The sequence below is a fragment of the Caballeronia sp. DA-9 genome, assembly GCF_051615025.1.
Lineage (GTDB): Bacteria > Pseudomonadota > Gammaproteobacteria > Burkholderiales > Burkholderiaceae > Caballeronia > Caballeronia sordidicola.
Genome location: NZ_CP195132.1, coordinates 604,709 through 628,391, shown reverse-complemented (window position 1 = coordinate 628,391; position 23,683 = coordinate 604,709). Strand labels below are relative to the sequence as shown.

Annotated in this window: 6 protein-coding genes; all 6 read left to right on the top strand. The window is 64.8% G+C overall.

The features are described from left to right. Nucleotides 1-190: 190 nt before the first annotated feature. The 6 genes from ACRWA7_RS09130 to fhuB all read left to right on the top strand — a co-directional run bounded on the left by ACRWA7_RS09130 (nt 191) and on the right by fhuB (nt 23,659). On the top strand, nt 191-2,437 hold the full coding sequence (locus ACRWA7_RS09130; RefSeq protein ID WP_438392380.1) for a TonB-dependent siderophore receptor: 2,247 nt from the start codon (nt 191-193) through the stop codon (nt 2,435-2,437). 99 nt (nt 2,438-2,536) lie between these two features. Then, a complete protein-coding gene (locus ACRWA7_RS09125; protein ID WP_438392379.1) occupies nt 2,537-15,838 on the top strand; it encodes an amino acid adenylation domain-containing protein in 13,302 nt (4,433 codons plus the stop codon). A 39-nt stretch (nt 15,839-15,877) separates the two neighbouring features. Beyond that, complete coding sequence (gene ectB / locus ACRWA7_RS09120; protein ID WP_438392378.1) at nt 15,878-17,185, top strand: diaminobutyrate--2-oxoglutarate transaminase; 1,308 nt, start codon at nt 15,878-15,880, stop codon at nt 17,183-17,185. Nucleotides 17,186-17,200: 15 nt separating this feature from the next. Continuing rightward, the gene (locus tag ACRWA7_RS09115; protein ID WP_438392377.1) at nt 17,201-20,710 is read left to right on the top strand and encodes a penicillin acylase family protein; all 3,510 of its coding nucleotides are present in this window, start codon (nt 17,201-17,203) and stop codon (nt 20,708-20,710) included. Further along, nucleotides 20,695-21,648 (top strand): ABC transporter substrate-binding protein, encoded by a 954-nt coding sequence (locus ACRWA7_RS09110; RefSeq protein ID WP_438392376.1) that lies wholly within the window; start codon nt 20,695-20,697, stop codon nt 21,646-21,648. Before ACRWA7_RS09115 ends, ACRWA7_RS09110 begins: the two co-directional genes overlap by 16 nt. After that, the gene (fhuB, locus tag ACRWA7_RS09105) at nt 21,641-23,659 is read left to right on the top strand and encodes a Fe(3+)-hydroxamate ABC transporter permease FhuB (RefSeq protein ID WP_438392375.1); all 2,019 of its coding nucleotides are present in this window, start codon (nt 21,641-21,643) and stop codon (nt 23,657-23,659) included. The genes ACRWA7_RS09110 and fhuB overlap by 8 nt, the downstream gene beginning before the upstream one ends. Nucleotides 23,660-23,683: the final 24 nt, after the last annotated feature.

The window sequence follows — 23,683 nt, the reverse complement described above, 5'->3', positions numbered from 1 at the left end:
CCTTATGGCAGCGGTATCGATGCTTCAACAATTGTTAAAAAAACAGCGAATTGTGAATGAGAATGATCCGCATTTACTGTATTATTTGCGAGTTTCGCGGTACTCGCGTCAAGACGGGTTTGTGTGCAGTCACCGGGCAGGGCGCCTCCGCCAAGAAACACACCGACAAATCAAAGGGGAGTGGTGAACAATGAAGGCGAAGCATCGGAGAGTGCCGGGGATAGTCAAATTTTCGTTGAGGCCGCGTCGCCTGACCGTGGCGATTGCCGGCATCGTGTTGTCGGAGATGGCGGGGCACGCATACGCGCAAACGCCGGCCACGCCAGTGGACACGACGCAGCAATCGCCGCAGCCGGCGGCGCAGGACACCAGCGGCGATGGTGCAACGCTGCCGAAAGTCACGGTGACGGCGCAGCGCGATCCGGTCGCGGAAGCGCTCAATCCGAAGACGACAGTCGGCTCGAAAATTCCGGTGACAGCGCGCGAGGTGCCGCAGTCGGTCAGCGTGATTCCGCAGGAACGTATTCAGGAACAACACTTCGACTCGCTCAAGGAGGCCATGAACTATGCTCCGGGCGTGACGGTGTTCCAGAGCGATTCCAGCCGCACGCAATACTATGCGCGCGGCTTCCCCGTTGGTTCGTTTCTGATCGATGGTACGCCCACGATCTTCAACAACAGCATGTCTTCGTCGGCGACCACGTTCTCGCCGGACCTCGCGCTTTATGAAAACGTCGAATTGCTGACCGGTCCTTCGGGCCTGTTCAACGGCTTTGGTTCGCCGGGCGGCGCGATCAACCTGGTGCGCAAGCACGCGCAGAAAGAGTTCACGGCCACGGCCGAACTGACGGGCGGCACGCGCGGCAACAACGGCGCAACCATCGACGTGGGTGGCCCGCTCAACGCGGCAGGCACGCTGCGCGGCCGGGTGGTGGGGTCGTACACTGGCGCCGACGGCGTTCAGGACAGCACGCATTCGCGCAGCAAAGTGCTGTACGGCACGATTGAAGCGGATGTCACCGACACCACGCTCGTGCGCGCGGGCATCAGCTATCAGGATCGCACGACAAGCGACCCATGGCTGTGGCCGGTCTATACGAACGGCACGCACGGCGACCTGCCTGTCGACCATTATTACGGCGCCGGCTGGAACAAGGATCGCTATTCGAGCACCGACGTGTTCGCCGAAGTCCACCAGAAACTCGCTGGCGGCTGGAGCGCCAAGGCCGTCTTCGACTATCAGTACGACCGCTCATCGATCCTCCAGTCCAACATTGTGGGCGGCATCGATCCGACGACGTTCATTGGCAACATGGCCGCGACCAACAACCATGCAGCCGAGAGCAAGTACAACTTCGATCTTTCCGCGGCGGGCCCGTACCAGTTGTTCGGCCGCACGCATCAGGCGGTGATCGGGCTGAATTACGCGAAGATGAACGACATGAACAAGCAGAACTTCGGCCCGGATGGCGACGACTTCTTCATCCAGCCCGTCGATGTCCGCAACATCAATTATCCGCTGCCGAACTGGCTCAACCTGCCCACCGACACGGACGTGCTGCACACCTACACACGCCAGTTCGGCTTCTATGGCCAGACCAAGATCTCGATTACCGATCCGTTGTCGCTGATCGTGGGCGGGCGCGTGTCCTGGTATCAGTCGAAGCTCTCGCCCGACTCGGTCTTCAACTATGACGGCTATACGCCGTATTCACTCAACAACAGCGGCAAGTTCACCGGCTACGCGGGCCTGGTGTACGACCTGAATTCGCAGTATTCGGTCTATGCGAGTTACACCAGCATCTTCCAGCCGCAGGACGATACGCTGACCGCGGACGGCAAGATGATCAAGCCGATCACCGGCAGCCAATATGAAGCCGGTATCAAGGGCGAGTTCGGCGGCGGGCGGCTGGATGCATCGCTGGCGGTGTTCCAGATCGACCAGAAAAACCGCGCGGCGACCGATCCGAACAATCCCGATTTTTCGATCGCACTGGGCAAGGCTCGGAGCCGCGGCGTGGAACTGACGACCAACGGCGAAGTGCTGCCAGGATGGCGCATGTTCGCGAGCTATACGTACACCGACGCGCAGCTTCTGGACCAGGACAGCTTCGACTCGATCTCGTCGCCATTCGGTTCGATCGCGCCAAAGCATACGGTCAAGCTGTGGACGAGCTACCAGTTCCCGAGCGTGCTGCACGGCCTGACGATAGGCGGCGGCCTGACGGCCTATAGCCCGACCACGGCAGTGCGCTATGGCATCACGGTCAATCAGGGCACGTATGCGGTCGCCGATGCATCGCTGAGCTACGCCTTCACCAAGAAGACGTCGCTCTCACTGAACGCCAACAATCTGTTCAACCGCGATTATTTCGCGGGGGCGTACTCGCGCGGATTCCAGCGCACCGTGCTGCTGACCCTGCGCACCGGTTTCTGAGCGCCCGCGCCGCGCATGCCTTCCGGTGTGCCGGCGCCTTGCCTGAACTGACGCCGCCTCGCGCGGCTCCATCAACTGGAGCGGACCACCGGAACGGCCATGGAAGATCTCGATCGCGAACTGCTGGACCTGCTGATGCTCGACGCCGACGTGCCCGATGTTTCCGGGGCACGGCCGGCTCCGGCCCCGGTGGCCGCGCAGGCGCACGAGGTGCCCGTGTCGTTTGCACAGCGCCGGCTCTGGTTCCTGCATCGCTACTCGCCCGGTGACGACGCTTACCATATCGCGCGTGCGTTCAGGTTGCGGGGCGTGGTCGATCCCGATCGTATCGAGGCGGTGGCGCGCGCCTTGACCGCGCGTCATGCCGTCCTGCGCACGCGCTTCACCGAGCGCGATGGCGAGCCGCGTCAGATCGTGCTGCCGGATGCGCCGTTGCGGATGACGCGCGAGGACTGGGGTGACCGGAACGCGCAAGATCTGTCCGGTCGCCTCGCGCTCGAAGCGCGCCGTCCGTTCGATCTGCACGCGGCGCCGCTCATGCGCCTGCTCTGGATCCAGTTGCGCGACGACGAAAGCGTGCTTGCCGTCACGCTGCACCACCTGATTTCAGATGGCGCGTCCAACGATATCTGGGCGCGCGATTTTGCGGCGATCTACGAGGCGCTGTCCATGGGCGATGCCCGGCTCGCGGCGCTGCCGCCGCTGTCGTTCCAGTACGCGGACCTCGCGCAGCGCGAGCACGAAGCCAGTATTGCCGGGCGCTGGGACGCGGGCCTTGCTTACTGGCGCGACTATCTCGCCGATGAATTCGTGCCGCTGCAACTGTCGCCGGCCACGCCTCGGGGCGACGCTCCCCGCCTTGGCGTGCACGATCTGCCGCTCGATTCCGCGCTCGCCGCGCGTCTGGGCAACTACTGCCGCACTGCCGGTTGCACGCCGTTTGTTGCGTTGCTCGCGGCGTGGCAGCATGTGCTAACCCGTCGTCATCGCGATGGCGATTTCCTGATTGGCGTTCCCGTCGATGGACGCCGTCACGCGAACGCCGCCAACCTGATCGGCTTCTTCGTCAACACCCAGCTTTTTCGGGTGCGGACGGCGTCGCATGAAAGTTTCGACGAACGCGTGCGTGCGGTTCGTGCGCAGGCCATCGCCGCGCTCGATCACGGCAACGTGCCGTATGAAATGGCGCTCAGTGCATCGCAACGGAGCGGCGTGCATGTCGCACCGTTCCAGACCCTTTTCAACGTCGCCGATGTCACACGAGCGAGAGCGCTGAGCATGGGCGATGTCCAGGTTGAACTCATTACGCTCGACAACGCCACGCCGCAGTGCGACCTGTTGTTCAATGCGCAGCTCGACGATGGCGCGGTCACGATATCGCTTGAATTCGATCGCGATCGTATCGACGATGCGCTCGCCGCACGGCTCGCAAGTCATTTCGCGGCGTGGCTTGCGGCCATGCTCGAATCGCCGTCCGTGCCGCTGGCTGCGCTCGACGTGCCGTCGCCGCGCGACGCCGCCGCGCTGAACGCGTGGCAAAGCCCGCGCGTTACCACTGCACATGAAACCGTGCCGCTGCACGTCGCCATGTCGGCCTGGGCAGCGCGCACACCGCACGCTCCGGCGCTCACGCTCGATGGCGAAACGCTCGACTACGCAACGCTCGACGCGCGCGCGAACCGGCTTGCGCATCGGCTGATCGCGGAGGGCGTAAGCGCGGAGGTCAAGGTCGGAATCGCGCTCGACCGTTCGTTCGAGATGGTCGTTGCGATCTTCGCGATCCTCAAGGCGGGCGGCGCGTACGTGCCCATCGACCCAGCCTATCCCGCCGAGCGGCAGCGCCATATCATGTCCGACAGCGGCATTGCCTTGCTGCTCACGCGCCGCGCGCTGGTTCATACAATGCCGGAAGTGGCGGGCGTCAGGACGCATCTGCTCGATGAAATCGATCTGGCCAGCGAGCCGGAGCACGCACCGGCCGTTCACGTACACGGCGACCAGCTTGCTTATGTGATCTACACCTCGGGCTCCACGGGTTTGCCCAAGGGCGCGCAGCTCACGCACCGCAACGTCGCGCGTCTGTTCGCACGCACCGATGCGTGGTTCAGTTTCCGTCCCGACGATGTCTGGACGCTGTTCCATTCCTACGCATTCGATTTCTCCGTCTGGGAAATCTTCGGCGCGCTATGTCATGGCGGCCGTCTCGTGATCGTCCCGTTCGATATCAGCCGTACCCCTCGCGCGTTCCTCGACGTGCTGCGCCGCGAGCGCGTGACGGTGCTCAACCAGACACCCTCGGCGTTTCGCCAGTTGATGTCGGCTGAAGGCGTGTACGAAAATCCTCTTGCGTTGCGCATCGTGATTTTTGGCGGCGAGGCGCTCGAGCCGCGAACGCTCGCGCCGTGGTTCGCCGGCATGGGCGAGCGCGGACCGGTGCTCGTGAACATGTACGGCATCACCGAGACGACCGTTCACGTGACGTATCGCGTGATTACCTCGGCCGATATCGATACCGAACACAGTCCGCTTGGACGCTCCATCGACGATCTCGGGCTGTATGTACTCGATGAAACCGGCGCGCGCTCGCCAATCGGTGCGACCGGAGAATTGCACGTCTCGGGCGCGGGGCTTGCGCGCGGTTATCTCGATCGCGCGAGCCTGACGGCGCAGCGTTTCATTCCCGATCCGTTCGCGGCGCACGGCGGACGGCTTTATAGAACGGGCGATCTTGCGCGATGGCGCGATAACGGCGAACTCGAATATCTCGGGCGCATCGATCATCAGGTCAAGGTTCGCGGCTTTCGTATCGAACTTGGCGAGATCGAGTCGGCGTTGCTGGCTTGCGATGGGGTGCGTGAGTCGCTCGTGATCGCGCGCGACGGCGGACAAGGCGCGCGCCTCATGGCCTATGTGACCGCGCATGCCGGCATGACGCTCGCAGCCGATACGTTGCGCAAGTCGCTCACGGCGCGGCTGCCCGATTACATGGTGCCGGCGGCAATCGTCGTGCTCGACGCTTTCGCGCTTACGGTCAATGGCAAGATCGACCGGCGCGCATTGCCCGATGCCGAACAGGTTGCAAGCATTTTCGAAGCGCCTACGGATGGCATGGAGACCACGCTGGCCGATGTATGGCGCGAGGTGCTCGGCGTCGAACGTATTAGCCGCCACGATGATTTCTTCGCGCTCGGCGGCGATTCGATTCTTACGCTGAAGCTCGTGGCCCGTGCGGCGCGAGCGGGCATTACGCTTACGCCACGCCAGATATTCGAGGCACCTGTACTCGCCGCGCAGGCAGCCGCAGGCCACGAAAGTATCGAAGGCGAATCCGGCCATGAGATTGCACCGCTTGCCGACCGCGGCACGATGCCGGCATCGCATGCGCAACAGCGCTTGTGGTTCCTCTGGAATCTCGCACCGCGCAGCGATGCGTATCACGTGGCGGGAAGCATGCATCTGCGCGGCGTGCTCGACGTCGCTGCGTTGCGTCTTGCGTTCGATGGCATCGTCAAGCGGCATGAGATCTTGCGCACGACCTTTCGCGCCGGCGATGACGGCACGCTGTGGCAAGCCGTGCACGCAACACCCGATTATGACTTTCGCGAGCAGTCGCTAACCGCTGCGCAAGGGCCTGCGTGGGCGCAGGAATTCGCGGCGGAGCCGTTCGATCTCATGCGCGGGCCATTGCTTCGCGTGGGCGTGCTGCATCTGGAGGACGGCAGCGGAACGTCGAACGCGCTGCTTGTCGCAATGCATCACATTGTGGCCGATGGTTGGTCCGTCGGCGTAATGCTGGACGAACTGGTTGCCGGATACCGCGCGGCGTTGGCCGACGACACACCCGCGATCGAGGCGCCCGCAATCCAGTACGGCGATTACGCGGCATGGCAGCGCCGGCAACTGGACGATGGCGAACGCGAACGGCAATTGGCATGGTGGCGCGCGGAACTGGACAACGACGCGCCGACGCTGGCATTGCCCGTCGATCGTCCGCGCCGCGCGCTCGGCGAGTATCGGGCGGCGACGCAATCGTTTTCGCTCGATACCGCGCTCTCCGCACGGCTTCGGGGCATCGCGCAATCGCACGGCGCTACGCCGTTCGTGGTGTTGCTCGCCGCGTTCCAGGCATTGCTGCACCGGCATACAGGACAGGCCGATATCCGCGTGGGCGTGCCCGTCGCGAATCGCGACCGGGCGGAAACGTCGAGGCTGATCGGTTTGTTCGTCAACATGCAGGTGATGCGTGCTCAGGTTGGCGCGCGTACGACGGTGGGCGAACTTGTCGGGCAGGTGAAGGACAGGGCGGCCGGCGCGCGCGCGCATCGCGACTTGCCGTTCGACGTGCTCGTCGATGCGCTTCAGCCCGAACGCAGCCTGAGCCACACGCCGTTGTTCCAGGTGATGTTCAATCATCAACGCGAGGACTTCAGGGTGCTGGAGGGGTTGCCTGGTATCGAGGCAACGGACTATGAAGCGCGAGAACGCGCGGCGCAGTTCGAACTGACGCTGAACGTCAGTGAATCGCCGGACGGCTTGATTTCAGGCAGCTTTGACTATGCCCGCGATCTGTTCGATGAAGCCACGATCGGGCGGTTATCGAAGCAATATGTGGCGGTACTCGAAGCGTTTGCCGCGTCCGATACACAGGCGATTGGCGATATCGATCTGCTCGATGCTCAAGCGCGCAACGCGTTGCTGGCGGCAGGACGCAACGGCACGAGCTTCCATCACACTCAGCCTGTGCATCGGATGATCGAAGCGCAAGCAGCGCGCACGCCTCATGCGCAAGCGCTGCGATTCGATGGCGAATCGATGACGTATGCCGAGTTGAACACGCGAGCAAATCAACTGGCGCACAGTCTGATCGCGATGGGCGTGTGCCCGGACATGCCGGTTGCCATCGCGCTCGAACGTTCGGCACATATGGTCGTCGGCTTATTGGCAATTCTCAAAGCGGGCGGGGCATACGTGCCCATCGATCCTGGTTATCCGGCTGAGCGCGTGCACTACATGCTCGCGCACAGCGGCGCGACGTGGGTGATCACGCACTCATCGCTTGCCGGCACATTGCCGATTTCCAAGAGCGTAAGCGTCATCGAAATCGATACCATCGATGTTGCAATCGAAGCGGCCACCGATCCGGCGAACATCGACGTTGCAGGCGAGAACCTCGCCTATGTGATCTACACCTCGGGTTCGACGGGCAAGCCCAAAGGCGTGATGGTGCGCCACGCCGCGCTATCAAACTTCCTCTTGAGCCTGAAAGACAAACCGGGCCTGACAGAAAACGACCGCTGGGTGGCGGTGACATCGCTGTCGTTCGACATTGCAGCGCTGGAAATTTATCTGCCGTTGATTACCGGCGCCACGCTCATCATCGCGTCACGCGCGACCGCACGCGATGGCGTGGCGCTGGCCGATCTCCTGACGCAAGAACGCGCGACGGTGCTGCAATCAACGCCTGCGACATGGCGCATGCTGATTGCAAGCGAACGTCCGTGGCCGGTTCTCAAGGCGCTATGCGGCGGCGAAGCGTTGCCGCATGATCTCGCGGACGCATTGCGCGCACGCGGACTCGAATTATGGAATCTGTACGGCCCGACGGAAACCACGATCTGGTCGTTACTCGGCCGGGTCCAAGGCAAACCAACACTCGGCAAATCAATCGCATCAACCCAGGCGCTGCTACTCGACAACAACTTGTCACTCGTGCCGCAAGGCGTCGCGGGCGAGTTGTACCTTGCAGGCGAAGGGCTTGCGCGAGGGTATCTGCATCGGGCGGATCTGAGCGCGGAGCGGTTCGTGCCCAATCCGTACGGCGAGCCGGGTTCACGGATGTATCGCACAGGCGATATCGCGCGGTTAGACAACGCAGGCGAGTTGCACTATCTGGGCCGTGCCGATCATCAGGTGAAGATTCGCGGCTTTCGTATCGAGTTGGGCGAGATCGAAACGCAACTGCTTGCACAAGATGGCGTTCACGAAGCGGTTGTCATCGCGCACGAAGGCACGAGATTGATCGGCTATTACACGGGTGATGCATCCAGTGAAACGCTGCGCGTCGCGCTGACGAAAACGCTGCCCGACTACATGGTGCCGGGTCTGCTCGTTCGTCTGGACGTCATGCCGCTCACGCCGAATGGCAAGATCGATCGCAAGGCGTTGCCCACGGTAGACGCCATCACACGGGAATATGAAGCGCCACAAGAAGGTGGGGAAACCCTTCTCGCTGATATCTGGAAAGAAGTGCTGGGCGTTGAACGCGTCAGCCGTCACGACAACTTCTTCGAACTCGGCGGTGATTCAATCCTCGTCTTGAAGCTGGTGGCGAATGCCGCCCGTCGCGATATGCGCGTGCAGCCACGACAGGTTTTCGAGCATCAAACGCTCGCATTGTTGACCACCGCGATAGCGCATGAAAACGCAACCGAAGATAGGATTCAGCGCATCGAGAACCGCGATGCATTGCCTTTGTCGCCGGCGCAACAGCGGCTGTGGTTCCTCTGGAATCTTCAACCGGCGAGCGCCGCGTACCACGTAACCGGCGCATTGCGGCTCGACGGCGCGCTCGCGCGCGCCGCGTTGCGTGCTTCATTCGATGCGATCGTCGAGCGTCACGAGACGCTGCGCACCACATTCGATACGGACAGTGAAGGCGTCGCTCATCAACGTATTCATTCCAGCTTGCCGTATGAATACCGCGAGACATTCGCGGCTGCGGAGCAGGCTCATGTCTGGGCGCAGGCGTTCGTCGCCGCGCCGTTCGAACTGACCCGCGGGCCGCTGCTGCGTGTCGGTCTGATCGCGCTCGATGACACCGCGCACTCGCACGCGCTGGTCGTGGTGTTGCATCACATCGTTGCCGATGGCTGGTCCATTGATGTACTGCTCGATGAATTCGTCGCTGGATATCGCGCGGCGCTTGCGGGCGAAAGTGCGGCATTGCCGCCGCTTCCAGTGCAATACGCGGATTACGCCGTCTGGCAGCGGCAGCGTTTAGAGAGCGGCGAGCACGCTCGGCAGCTTGAATATTGGCGAACCGCGCTCGGCCCCGACACGCCGGTGCTGGCGTTGCCTGTGGATCGGCCGCGCCGCGCGCTCGGCGAATATCGCGCGGCGCGTCATCGTTTTGTTTTGCCTGCATCCGCGATGCCGGCGCTTCGCATGCTCGCACGGCGTCACGATGCAACGCCATTCGTTGTGTTTCTCGCTGCGTTCCAGGCGTTGCTTTACCGGCATACAGGGCAGCCCGGAATTCGCGTGGGCGTGCCCGTGGCGAATCGCGACCGGGCGGAAACGTCCGGGTTGATCGGCATGTTCGTCAACACACAGGTGATGCACGCGCACGTGGCTCATGACACGGCGGTTGAGGCTCTGATCGCACAAGTGCGCGGGCATGTCGCGCTCGCTCGACAGCATCAGGACGTGCCGTTCGATGTGCTCGTCGATGCGCTTCAGCCCGAACGCAGCCTGAGCCACACGCCGTTGTTCCAGGTGATGTTCAATTATCAGCGCGAGGATTATCGCGTGCTTGAGGGTTTGCCAGGTCTTGATGTGTCGGGTTTCGCGACGGGCCAGCAGAGTGCGCAGTTCGAACTGACGCTCAATATCAACGAAGCGGAAAATGGCGCCGTCGATGCAAGTTTCGGCTACGCGAGCGATCTGTTCGATGAAGCCACGATCGGGCGGTTATCGAAGCATTATGAAGCGATACTCGAAGCCTTCGCCGCGTCCGATGCACAGGTGATCGGCGATATCGATCTGCTCGATGCTCAAGCACGCAACGCGTTGCTGGCGGCAGGACGCAACGGCACGAACTTCGATCACGCTCCGCCTGTGCATCGGATGATCGAAGCGCAAGCCGCGCGCACGCCTCATACGCAAGCGCTGCGATTCAACGGCGAATCGATGACGTATGCCGAGTTGAACACGCGAGCAAATCAACTGGCGCACCGTCTGATCGCGATGGGCGTTTGCCCGGACATGCCGGTTGCCATCGCACTCGAACGTTCGACGCATATGGTCGTCGGCTTATTGGCAATTCTGAAAGCGGGCGGGGCATACGTGCCCATCGATCCCGACTATCCGGCTGAGCGCGTGCACTACATGCTCGCGCACAGCGGCGCGACGCGGGTAATCACGCACTCGTCACTTGCCAGCACATTGCCAATTTCCGATAGCGTGAGCGTCATCGACATCGATACCATCGATGTTGCGAATGAAGCCACCACCAATCCGGCGAACATCGACGTTGCAGGCGAAAACCTCGCCTATGTGATCTACACCTCGGGTTCAACGGGCAAGCCCAAGGGCGTGATGGTGCGCCACGCCGCGCTGTCAAACTTCCTCTTGAGCCTGAAAGACAAACCGGGCCTGACAGAAAACGACCGCTGGGTGGCGGTGACATCGCTGTCGTTCGACATTGCAGCACTGGAAATTTATCTGCCGTTGATTACCGGCGCCACGCTCATCATCGCGTCACGCGCGACCGCACGCGATGGCGTGGCGCTGGCCGATCTCCTGACGCAAGAACGCGCGACGGTGCTGCAATCAACGCCTGCGACATGGCGCATGCTGATTGCAAGCGAACGTCCGTGGCCGGTTCTCAAGGCGCTATGCGGCGGCGAAGCGTTGCCGCATGATCTCGCGGACGCATTGCGCGCACGCGGACTCGAATTATGGAATCTGTACGGCCCGACGGAAACCACGATCTGGTCGTTACTCGGCCGGGTCCAAGGCAAACCAACACTCGGCAAATCAATCGCATCAACCCAGGCGCTGCTACTCGACAACAACTTGTCACTCGTGCCGCAAGGCGTCGCGGGCGAGTTGTACCTTGCAGGCGAAGGGCTTGCGCGAGGGTATCTGCATCGGGCGGATCTGAGCGCGGAGCGGTTCGTGCCCAATCCGTACGGCGAGCCGGGTTCACGGATGTATCGCACAGGCGATATCGCGCGGTTAGACAACGCAGGCGAGTTGCACTATCTGGGCCGTGCCGATCATCAGGTGAAGATTCGCGGCTTTCGTATCGAGTTGGGCGAGATCGAAACGCAACTGCTTGCACAAGATGGCGTTCACGAAGCGGTTGTCATCGCGCACGAAGGCACGAGATTGATCGGCTATTACACGGGCACCGCATCCGATGAAACGCTGCGCGTCGCGCTGACGAAAACGCTGCCGGACTACATGGTGCCGGGCATGCTCGTTCGTTTGGACACGATGCCGCTCACGCCGAATGGCAAGATTGATCGCAAGGCGTTGCCCACGGTGGACGCCATCGCACGTGAATATGAAGCGCCGCAAGAAGGTGCGGAAACCCTTCTCGCCGATGTCTGGAAGGAAGTGCTTGGCGTTGAACGCGTCAGCCGTCACGACAACTTCTTCGAACTCGGCGGTCACTCGCTGCTGGTGATGCAGGTTGTATCGCGGTTATCGCAGCGTCATGGCGTAAGCGTGCCCTTGCAAGACTTCTTCGCTGCGCCCACGCTCGACGCCATGGCGGCTTCATTTCCCGCATGCATCGGCGTTGACGCTCCAATCCCGCGCCGCCACGACACGTCCCGAGCGCCGCTGACGCTCGCTCAAGAACGCCTCTGGTTCCTGTGGAAGCTCGATCCGGCCAGCGCCGCGTACAACATGATCGGCGCCTTCAAACTGGACGGCGAACTGAATGTCGCGGCGCTTCGAACCGCGCTCGACCATCTCGTCGCGCGGCAGGAGGCGCTGCGCGCTCGCTTCATCGAAATCGATGGCGCACCGTGGCAGGTAACGGGGGATAACAGCTACGGCTGGCAGTCGCGCGATCTTCGCGCAGCGCCGGATAGCCTCGCGCAGCGCTTGCGCGAATCTTCGCGTAAGCCATTCGATCTCGCCGAAGGACCGCTCTTGCGGGTCACGCTGCTACGCACAGGCGAGCGCGAGCATGTGCTGCACTTCGCGACTCACCACATCGTGGCCGACGAGTGGTCGATCGGCGTGATCGCCGATACCGTGACGCGCGCCTATGGCGCGGCGCTCGCGAACGTGCCGCTCGACGACACGCCGCTCGCGATCACTTATGGTGACTTCGCCACATGGCAGCGTGACAGTTTCGATACAGCGCGTGAGGCTTGCGAGATCGATTACTGGCGCTCGCGTCTTGGCAATGACCATCCCACGCTTGAGCTTCCCGCCTCGCGCAAACGCGCGGGGCTGCGCGGCGACAAGGGCGCTCGCGTCACACGTGCGTTGCCTGCGCCGCTCGCCGATGCACTGCGCCGCGTTTCGCAGACACATGGCGCAACGCCGTTCATGACGCTGTTCGCTGCATTCAATCTGCTGCTGTCGCGCTACAGCGGCCAGAAGGACTTGCGCGTAGGCGTTCCAACCGCTGGCCGCACGCGCGTGGAAACGGAGGCGCTCGTCGGCTTCTTCGTGAACACCTTGGTCATCCGCACGGAACTTGTTGGCGTGACGCGTTTCAGCGACCTGGTCACGCAAGTGCGCGAGCGCCTGATCGAGGCACAGTCGCATCAGGAACTGCCGTTCGCGCGTCTTGTCGACGCGTTGCAGCCCGCGCGCAGCCTCGGACAAACGCCGCTCTTCCAGGTGATGTTCAACTACACGTCGGCCCCGGCGGACACCGCCCCGATGCCCGGCCTGCAAGTGTCGCCATTGCTCGCCGAGGGCGATACGGCGCGCTTCGATCTCGTCCTGAACGTAGTCGATGGCCCCACGCCCGACCTCGTGATGACCTACGCATGCGACATCTTCGACGAAGCCGTCGTCGCGCGCATGCTCGATCACTATGTCGCGATGCTTTACGTAATTGCCGACCCAGCCAACTCCTCCGATACCGCGCTACGCAATATCGCACCGGAAGGCTGCAACCCGGAGCCGCAGCGCGCGACATATCGCTTCGAGCCAGTCGCACGGCGCATTTCCGCACGCGCCGCCGCCCAGCCCGCAGCGCCAGCGCTGCATTGCGAAGGTGAGCGCATCGACTACGGCACGCTCGACGCGTGGGCCAACCGCATCGCGCTCGCGTTGACGGCCGATGGCGTGAAGCCGGACGAGCGCGTCGGCATCTGCCTGCGCCGTTCGGTGGCCATCGTGCCCGCGCTGCTGGGCACGCTCAAGGCGGGCGCAGCCTTCGTGCCGCTCGACCCCGAATATCCGGCGGATCGTCTGGCCTACATGATCGACGACGCCAGCGTCACGCGCGTGCTGACCGACGCGCACACCCTGTGCGAACTGGCCGACCTCTTCGCGGAATGCCGCACGTTCGACGTGGCGGCGCTCGACCATCTTCCCGCCAGGCCAGTCGATGCCGCTGTCCACCCCGATCAGCTTGCCTACGTGATCTACACATCGGGCTCGACCGGCCGTCCCAAGGGCGTGGCGATCAGCCATGGCGCACTGAGCCTTCATCTCAATGACTTCATTGGCACATACGGGATTTCCGCCGATGATCGACAACTGCAGTCGTCGACGATCAATTTCGACGTCGCGCTGCACGAGATGCTGCCCGCGTTGATCCAGGGCGGAAGCGTCGAGATGCGCGGACCGCGGCCGTGGGATCTCGCCACCACCAGCCGTCAACTGGCCGAGGAACGCGTGACGTTCTCGCGCATTCCGACCGCCTATTGGCAACAATGGCTGCGTGAGCCGCCACCGCCGGCATCACTCGCCGCGTTGCGCCAGATCACGGTCGGCGGCGAAGGTTTGCCCGGCGACGCGCTGCGGCAATGGCGAGCGGGGCCGCTCGCGCACATCCGCCTCGACAATCTTTATGGTCCGACCGAGACGACCGTGGCCTGCATGGCGCAAAAGACTCGCGCCGGGGACACGGAGCAGGCCATCGTTTCAATCGGGCGGCCGTATCCGTCGCGCACGGCGTATGTGTGCGACGACGAAGGCAACGAATTGCCGGCCGGCGCGCTGGGCGAACTATGCATCGGCGGCGACACGCTTGCGCGCGGCTATCTCGACCGGCCCGCGCTGAGCGCCGAAAAGTTCATTCCGGATCCGCATCGAAGTGACGGCGCGCGGCTTTATCGAACGGGCGATTTGTGCCGGCGGCGCGCGGATGGTGCGATCGACTTTCTCGGGCGCATGGACCAACAGGTCAAGCTGCGCGGATTGCGCATCGAACTCGGTGAAATCGAGGCGGCGCTGCGGCAAGTGCAGGGCGTGCGCGAGGCCGTGGTCGAAGTGCGCGGCGAGGGTGAAGAGCGTCATCTGGTCGGCTACACGGTCGGGGAAGCGAGCGTCCAGGCCCTGCGCGAAGGCCTCACCGGACGACTGCCCGCATTCATGGTGCCATCGGCGTTCGTCGCGCTCGACGTCATGCCGCTGATGCCCAACGGCAAGCTCAACCGCGCCGCGCTGCCCGCGCCGGCTTTCGCAACCCGCGCTGCCGAAGCGTCGGAACCGGCCGATGCAACCCAGGCGCACCTGCTCGCGATCTGGCGCGAAGTGCTCGGCCGCGACGATGTCGGTGTCGCCGATAACTTCTTCGAACTCGGCGGCGATTCGCTCGACGCGCTCAAGGTCGCAGCGCGGATCACGCGTCACGGCCTGAGCGGCTTTTCGATAGAAAGCCTGTTCGCTTACCCCACGGTCGCGGCGCTCGCCGAACGCCTCGCACTCGGATCGGACATGCCATCGAACATTCTGCCGCTGGGGGCGCTCGATGCGCCGCGCCGACTGTTCGCCATCCATCCCGGCTACGGACTGGTGGGCGAATACCGGCCGCTCGCGCGCGCGCTGGAAGGCGTGGCTTTGGTGTACGGCGTGCAATCGCCGCGTCATGGCGACGACGCCTGGCAACCCGCGACCATGGGCGATTTCGCGCGCGATTACGCCGCGCGGATTCGCCTGGTGCAGGCGCACGGGCCGTATCGTCTCGTCGGCTGGTCGAGTGGCGGCTGGATCGCGCGCGAGGTCGCGGCGGCGCTTGAAGCGCAGGGCGAGACCGTCGATTTTCTGGGTCTGGTCGACAGCGCCGCGCCCGATTCGCCCTCGGACGAAACCGGCGCGTTGCCCGACATCGCTGCCACCGATGCGGAAATCGAAGCGCTGCTCGCCGAGATGGCCGCCGACGAAACCCGCTGGCGCGCCGTGGTGCCGCAGGGCGAAGCCGGGCGGCGGCTGGTCGCGGCGGCGGTGTCGCTCGGCAAGCATTTCGATGCCATCAAGTCGCGCGCCCCGGCCAGCACAGCGGGCAGGACGCGCGCCCACATGCATCTCTGGCTCGCCACCGCCAACCCGTCGCCGGAACAAACGGCCGCCAGCTGGCGCCTTCATGCGGATGAACTCAGCGTCAGCGCAATCGACGCCGATCATATCGCGATCGTTCGCCACCCAGTGTTCCTCGACAGCATCCGCGAACAGATCGCGATGCTGTCCCACGTAGCGTAGACCTTGCCTCCGGCAACCCTCGTCAACCAGGAAACAATCATGGATATCGACATTTTCAACCGGCTCGAATCACAAGTGCGCAGCTACGTTCGCGACTTCCCTGTGGTGTTCGCGCGAGCGCAGGGTTCCCACATGGTCGACGAGAACGGCAAGCGCTACCTGGACTTTTTCAGCGGCGCGGGCACGCTCAACTACGGCCACAACAATCCGGTCTTCAAGAAGCCTTTGCTTGCCTATCTGGAATCGGACGGCATTGCCCACGCGCTCGATCTCGCCACCAGCGCGAAAAAACGCTTTCTGGAAGTGTTCGAGCAAGTGGTGCTGGCGCCGCGCGGCTTGCGCTACACGCTGCAGTTCACCGGACCCACGGGCACCAATGCGATCGAGGCGGCGTTCAAGATCGCGCGTCAGGTCAAGCGCAGGCCCAACATCGTCGCCTTCACGCATAGCTTTCACGGCGTGTCGGCCGGGGCGCTCGCCGCGACCGCGAACCAGAAATTCCGCAGCGCCGCCGGCACGCCGCTCGCCCATGTCACGTTCATGCCTTATGACGGATACCTCGGGGCGGGCATCGATACGCTCGACTATCTGGAAACCTGCCTGAACGATCCGAGCAGCGGTTTAGACCGTCCAGCCGCCGTGGTGGTGGAAACGGTGCAGGGCGAGGGCGGTGTCAACGAGGCGAGCGCGCACTGGCTGCGCCGGCTCGAAGCGCTTTGCCGCGCCCAGGACATGCTGCTGATCGTCGACGACATCCAGACGGGCTGCGGGCGCACGAGCGAGTTTTTCAGCTTCGAGGCGAGCGGTATCCGGCCGGACATCGTGACCTTGTCGAAGTCGCTGTCGGGCTTCGGTCTGCCCATGTCGCTGGTCCTGATGCGTCCCGATGCCGACATCTGGCAACCCGGCGCGCACAGCGGCACGTTCCGTGGCAACAACCTCGCGTTCGTGACGGCCGCGGCCGCCGCCGAACATTACTGGCAGGACGACCGCTTCTCGCGCGAGATCGCGGCGCGCTCGGCGACGCTGCGCCAGACGCTCACGCGCATCGCGGCCGCTTATCCCGACGCGGGCTTGAGCGTGCGGGGACGCGGCATGATCGTCGGGCTCGCCGCGCGCGACACGTCGCTTGCCGCGCGGGTTTCGCAGTGCGCGTTCACTGAAGGCGTGATCATCGAGACGTCGGGTGCGCGGGGCGAGGTGCTCAAATTCCTGCCTGCGCTGACCATCGACGCCGAAGCGCTCGAACAGGGTCTGGCGGTGATCGAACGAAGTCTTGCGAAGGTGCTCGACGCCGGGCGGCGCGAACCGGCGGCATCCAGCGCAGTTGCACATTTCGCCCACTAGATGAAGGAAACGAGTTTGGACATCCGCAAAGCCGTGCAAGCTGTAACGAAACGATGGATGGTGCTGGCGGGCGCGGCGGCGCTCGCGGGGTGCGCCACACATGCCGATAACGCCGCGCGTGCCCAAGTGCCGACCGCGCCGCATTATCACGCCGAGATGCGCCGCGCGCCTGACGGCGTGCCGCAGGTGATTGCGAACGACTGGGGCAGTCTCGGCTGGGGTACGGCCTACGCGCAGGCCGGCGACAATCTCTGCACGCTGGCCGCAGCGTTCGTGACTTATCGCGGCGAGCGCTCGCGCTGGTTCGGCCCGGAAGGCACACAACCGACGGCATCGACGCTTGGGTCCTTGAATAACCTCGACTCCGATTTCTTCTTCAAACTGGCCGATGACGCCGCGCGCGTGAAGGCATACCGCGACGCGCAGCCGCCCGAAATCCGCGCGCTGGTGGACGGCTTCGCGGCCGGATACAACCGCTATGTGCATGACTGGCGCACGGGCGCGGCGCCGCACAGCAACCAGGCGTGCCGCGATGCGGGCTGGGTCGGCGAGATCACCGCCGACGACGTCTACAAACGCTTGTTCGCAGCCAATCTCGCGGGAGGCGACGCGCGCTTCGCGGGGCGTATCGCGAATGCGCGGCCGCCTGCGCTGGGCACGGCATCGCAGACGCATTCGGGCACGGGTTCGACTGACACGCTGGCCGAGTTCACCCGCGCCGTCGCCGATACGCCGCTCACCGTGGGCGGCGGCCACGGCATAGGCAGCAATGCACTCGCGTTCGGCGCCGATGGCAGCAGCGACGGCCACGCAACATTACTTGGCAATCCGCACTGGTTTCTCGAAGGACCGGACAAGTTCTACCAAATGCGTTTATCGATACCGGGCAAGCTCGACGTGAGCGGCGTCGCCATGCTTGGCGTACCGGTCGTGATGATCGGTTTCAATCGCGATGTCGCGTGGACGCACACGGTGTCCGCCGCGCGCCGGTTCGGCATCTTCCAGCTACAACTGGCGCAGGATTCGCCTACGACCTATCTGCGCGACGGCCGCCGCGTGCCTATGACGCCCGTGCCGCTGACCGTGCAGGCGCGGCAGCCCGACGGCACGCTGCGCGAGATGAACCGCACGCTGTACAGAACGGAGCTGGGTCCCGTAGTCAATCTTTCGGGCTATTCGCCGGCCATGCGCTGGCAGGGCACACAGGCGTTCGCAATCCGCGATATCAACACGGAGAACTATCGCGTGTTCGCGAATTTCCTGGACTGGGGCCGCGCGCGTTCGCTCGATGAATTCCGTGCGATCCAGACACGCGAAGCAGCCGTGCCGTGGGTCAATACCATTGCGATTGGCCGCGACGATCCGCGTGTCTGGTACGCGGATATTGGCGCGGTGCCCAACGTGCCGGATGCGCTCGCCGCAGCCTGCGCGACGCCTCTCGGCCGAGCGTTCGCGGCCGGCGCACCCGGCGTGCCGTTCCTCGATGGCTCGCGCGCCGCCTGCGACTGGCGCACCGACGCCGATTCCGTCCAGCCCGGCGCGATGCCCGCCGCGAAGCTGCCGCAACTGCTGCGCCGCGACTTCGTGGCGAACATGAACAACACGCACTGGCTGGCGAATCCGGCGCAGCCGCTTACCGGCTACGCGGCGGTGACGGGTATCGAACGCAGCGCGCCGGGTTTGCGCGCGCGGCTCGGCTTGCGCATGGCGCAACAGCGCATGGCCGGCACGGACGGTTATCCGGGACGCGGCGCCACGCCCGCGACACTTCGCTCGATGGCGCTCGACAGCCGGTCCATGGCGGCGACGCTCTACAAACGCGACGCGCTCGACGCAGCCTGCAACGCGGTCGCGGCCGACTCGGCGGGCAAGCGCGAGATCGGCATCGACCGCGATCCGGCGGGAGGCGAGCCATTCGCGGCGCGCAGTATCGACATTGCGCCGGCCTGCCGCGTGCTGCGCGACTGGAACGATACAGCGCAGCCCGACGCACGCGGAGCAACGCTCTGGGACGCGTGGTGGACGCGCATCGACACCTTACCCGACGACTCGCGCAATCGCGTGCCGTTCGACGCCCAGCGTCCGCTCGATACCCCTTCCGGCCTCAAGGCCGACGGCCAGACGCTCGCGAAGATGCTTGCCGTGGCGGTCCTGCGCGTCGAGCAAGGCGGTTTTGCCATCGATGCCGAACGTTCCGACACGCTGTTCGCGGTGCGCAATGGCGTGCGTATCGGCCTGTTTGGCGGCTGCGACTCGGACGGATATTTCACGTCGGCGTGTTCGGAGCAGCGCATCGAGCAGGGCGGCAAGCTGATCGACGCCCACGCGAACGCGAATACGTATCTGCAGGTCGTGTCCTTCGGCGGGACTGACGGCGTGGACGCCAGCACGCTGATGGCGGGCGCGCAATCGGACGATCCGGCATCGCCGTATTTCGCCGATGGCACGCTGCGCTACGCCGATCAGCAATGGAGCACGCAGTCGCTCGGCGAGCCGGTCAAGGCCGCGCCGATGGTGCTCGATTCGCAATCGGCGACGGCCGTTGCTGCCAACGACCCCACCGCACGAGAGACCGACTTGGCCGCGCGCTGGACCGCGCTGCGCGGCCGCTTGCCATCGCGCGACGCGGCGCAGTGGCTGCAGGCGCCCGAAGCGGCGCTGGTTGCAACGGAGACCGGAACGGACGTGGTGCGGCTGCGCTCCACGCCGTCCGACATTGACGCACTGCTTGCCGACATACAAAAGCTCGGGAAGATCGAGGTGATGGTGCGCACGGAGAGCGGCATCAGCGAACGCACCGTCAGCGCCACCACGCCATACTTCGACAAAACGGGCCAGCCGCGCCACATGTCGGCGAACGATCCCCAGCGGCTCGGCCTGCAACCCGATGTCGCCAACTGGCGCGAGGCCTTCGCGGTGACGCGCTACTATGGCAAGGCGCACGAGGCGTATCGGCAATTGCAGTTCTATGATGGCGCGGGCGGCAATGTGGCGAAGATTCATCTCGTCGATAACGCCCGCGCCAGAGCCTACGATGCGCTGGTCGCGAAGTATCGTTCGGCTGATCAGTCGCATCGTTTCGTTGCTGAAACCACGCAGGTGCGCGCGCAGCCGCCGGTCCCGGCAAGCGCCGCCTGCGATGTTCGCGGTACCGCCGCGCGGCTTGCGCCGCTGACGCTGCTGAACCAGGCGCTCGCCGATGGCATGCCGCTCGCGAGCCGCGTCGCCAATGACGGCGCGTCGCAGACGCATGCGGCGCGGCTCACGCGGGTGCACGACATCGGCGACGGCTGGCTTAGCGTGCAAGCGCGTGATTTCGCGCTGCATCTGCGGGTCTCGGACATTGTCTCGGCGCGGGCGGGCGAGGGCGATACCGTAACCTTTAGAGACACCACCGGCGCGGCGCTCGCGCAGTTCGGACCCGCACCGTCCGCGACCGCCCGTCAACGCGAGGCGTGGCGCGGCCACGTTGTCTCGGCGCTTCAGGACACCACGAGAACCACTGCGTCATGCCGTATCGAATGATTCCTCATCGACCGAAACGCCGTGCGCTTTGCGCGGCAGTACTGGCTGCGGCGTTGCCGCTGCCCGCCGCCGCGCGCCTTCTTACGGGCACCGGCGCAGGCGCAACGGCGGCTGCGCCATTGCGCATTCTTTCGCCCGATCGCGCGGCGACTTCAACGCTGCTTGCCATGGGCATGCGGCCCGTTGCCGGCGTCGACAAGGCGTTCTACGCCGCCATGGGCGCAAAACCGCCGATGCCGCCCGGCATTGCCGACTGTGGCGACCCGAACGAGCCGAATCTGGAATTGATGATCGCGCTCGGCGTGAACCAGTGCGTGACCGTGACCACCGTGCCTGCCGCCCGCGAGCGCATTGCGACCATTGCGCCCGTGCTGCATCTCGACATCTACAGCGGCTCGACAGGCGCGCTTTCGCGTGCGGCCGATGGCTTTCGCCGCGTGGCGCAACTCACCGGCCACGAGGCGCAGGCGAATGAATACATGGCTCGCACCGAAACACTGCTGGCGCAAACCGGCGACGCGCTGCGCCAAAGCGGCGCGGCGCGATCGCGGCCCTCGTATCTGGTGACGCTCAACGGCGGCGGCCGCTCGATGGTCGTGTACGGGCGCAACAGCATCATGTACGACGTGATGAGCGAACTCGGCCTGCCCAACGCATGGACGCGCGCGACCAATGCCTATGGCTTCGCGGTCACGGGCGTGGAGGCGCTCGCCGAGGTGCCCGATGCGGACGTGATCGTGGTCGACTTCGGCGCGGGCACCACGGCGGCTCTCGCGGAATTATCGGCGAGCCCGTTCTGGAACCGCCTGCCGATGGTCCGAAAAGGACGCGTGTTCCGCATTCCGCTGGTCGATCTCTATAGCTCGTATCCGGCGGCAAATACCTTTCTGCAAGGGCTGCACGCGCTCGCGCTGCGGCCGGAATACCGGCATGTCTAGCGCGGTCGCCTCCATGCTGCCCGGCCGGCGCGCGCGTTCCCCGTGGCCGCTCGCGGTGACGCTCGTGATCGTGGCGCTGCTGCTGAGCTTCGCCAACCTCCATGGCGCAATGCCCGCCGCGGGGTGGAGCGGGTTGCTGCCCTCAGCCGATGCCAACGACATGCATCGCGTGGTCATTCTCTATTCGTTCCTGCCGCGGCTGGCGGTGTCGCTGCTGGCTGGCGGCGCGCTCGCGCTGGCGGGCGCATTGTTCCAGCACGTGCTGCGCAATCCTCTCGCCGAACCGACCACGCTCGGCGTCGCTGCGGGCGCGAGCGTCGCGGTGACGGTCGCCACAATCTGGTTCCCGTCGATGCTGCTGGGCGGCCGCGACGCGGTAGCCATGGGCGGCGCGGCGGCAGCGTTCGCCGTGGTGTTCGCGATCGCCTGGGCGCACACGCTGTCGCCGCTCGTGCTGATCCTGGCCGGACTGGTCGTGACGCTGTGCGCGGGCGCGGTCGGCTCGGTCATGTCGCTGGTGTTTTCGGACGGGTTGATCGGCGTGTTCGTGTGGCAGTCGGGCGCGCTCAACCAGAATAGCTGGTCAGTCGTGCTGCATCTGCTGCCAAGGCTTGCTGTCGCCGCTGCGGCCGCCGCACTGCTGGTGCGGCCGCTTTCCGTGCTGGCGGTAGGCGATTCGGCCGCGCGCGGGCTGGGGATATCGTTACGATGGCTGCGGCTCGCCGCGCTGATGATCGGCACGGCGCTGTCGGCGTGGGTGGTGAGCGCGCTTGGCGTGATCGGCTTCATTGGTCTCGCCGGACCGGCGCTCGCGCGGCTTGCCGGCGCGCGCACGCTTGGCGCCCGCCTGAGCTGGGGCACGATAGTCGGCGCGTTGCTGCTCTGGGTCGCGGATCAGGCCGTTCAGGTTCTCGGTCACTGGTTTCCCGAAGTCCCGACCGGCGTCGCAACGGCGCTGCTCGGCGCGCCGCTGTTGCTCTCGCTGCTGCCGCAACTGCACGACAGCCCGCACAGTGCGCGCAGCGAAGTACCGGTGCCGGCGCATCGCACGCAACGGGCAGGGCGGCGCGTCGCCGTCATGGCAACCGGCCTCATCGCGATGCTCTTTTGCGCAATGCTGCTCTCGCGCGGGCTTGGCGGCTGGCACGCCGATACCCTCGATACGTTCAATACACTCGGCCGCCTCGCCGCCCTCCGTGCGCCGCGCGTGATCGGCGCGCTGGCCGCGGGGGCAATGCTCGCCGTGGCGGGCATCGTGATTCAACGGCTGACCGCCAATCCGATGGCAAGTCCCGAGATCCTCGGTATCTCGTCGGGCGCATCGCTGGGTCTGATCGTGCTGCTGTTCGCGGTCAGGTCGCCCACGCCCACAATGCAGTTCGTCGCCGCGTCGCTCGGCGCGCTGCTGGCGCTCGGTGCGCTATTCATGCAGGCGCGGCGCAGCGGTTTTTCGCCCGAGCGGCTGGTGCTGACCGGTATCGCCATTGGCACGGTTTTCAGCGGGTTGACGTCGCTCCTGATGGCGAGCGGCGATCCGCGCATGACGATCCTGATGGCGTGGATGGCCGGCTCGACGTATCGCGTGGTCATGCCCGATGCGCTGGCTGCGCTGGCCGCCTGCGTGCTGCTCGTGCCCGCAGTGCTGCTCGGAACGCGGGCGCTCGACATCCTGCCGCTTGGCGAGCCGCTGTCGCGCAGCCTGGGCATCAACGTGGGGCGCGCGCGTTTTGCGCTGCTGCTGCTCGCCGCCATGCTGACCGCTGCGGCCACGCTGATCATCGGGCCGATATCGTTTGTTGGCCTGATGGCGCCGCATATTGCGCGGCTGCTTGGCTTGCGCCGGCCCGTGATGCAGGTGAGCGGCGCCGCGTTGCTGGGCGCCGCCATGCTGATCGCCGCCGACTGGCTCGGCCGCAATTTGCTGTTTCCGTACCAGATGCCCGCCGGGCTGCTCGCCACCTTCGTGGGCGGCCCGTATTTCCTGTTCCTGCTTTGGCGCGAGCGCGAGTGACGCGCCCCGCGAATGTTCCATGGA

Coding starts and splice junctions, on each gene's coding strand:
- ACRWA7_RS09130 (WP_438392380.1), top strand. CDS start 191: ATGAAGGCGAAGCATCGGAGAGTGCCGGGGATAGTCAAATTTTCGTTG.
- ACRWA7_RS09110 (WP_438392376.1), top strand. CDS start 20,695: ATGCCGTATCGAATGATTCCTCATCGACCGAAACGCCGTGCGCTTTGC.
- ACRWA7_RS09125 (WP_438392379.1), top strand. CDS start 2,537: ATGGAAGATCTCGATCGCGAACTGCTGGACCTGCTGATGCTCGACGCC.
- fhuB (WP_438392375.1), top strand. CDS start 21,641: ATGTCTAGCGCGGTCGCCTCCATGCTGCCCGGCCGGCGCGCGCGTTCC.
- ectB (WP_438392378.1), top strand. CDS start 15,878: ATGGATATCGACATTTTCAACCGGCTCGAATCACAAGTGCGCAGCTAC.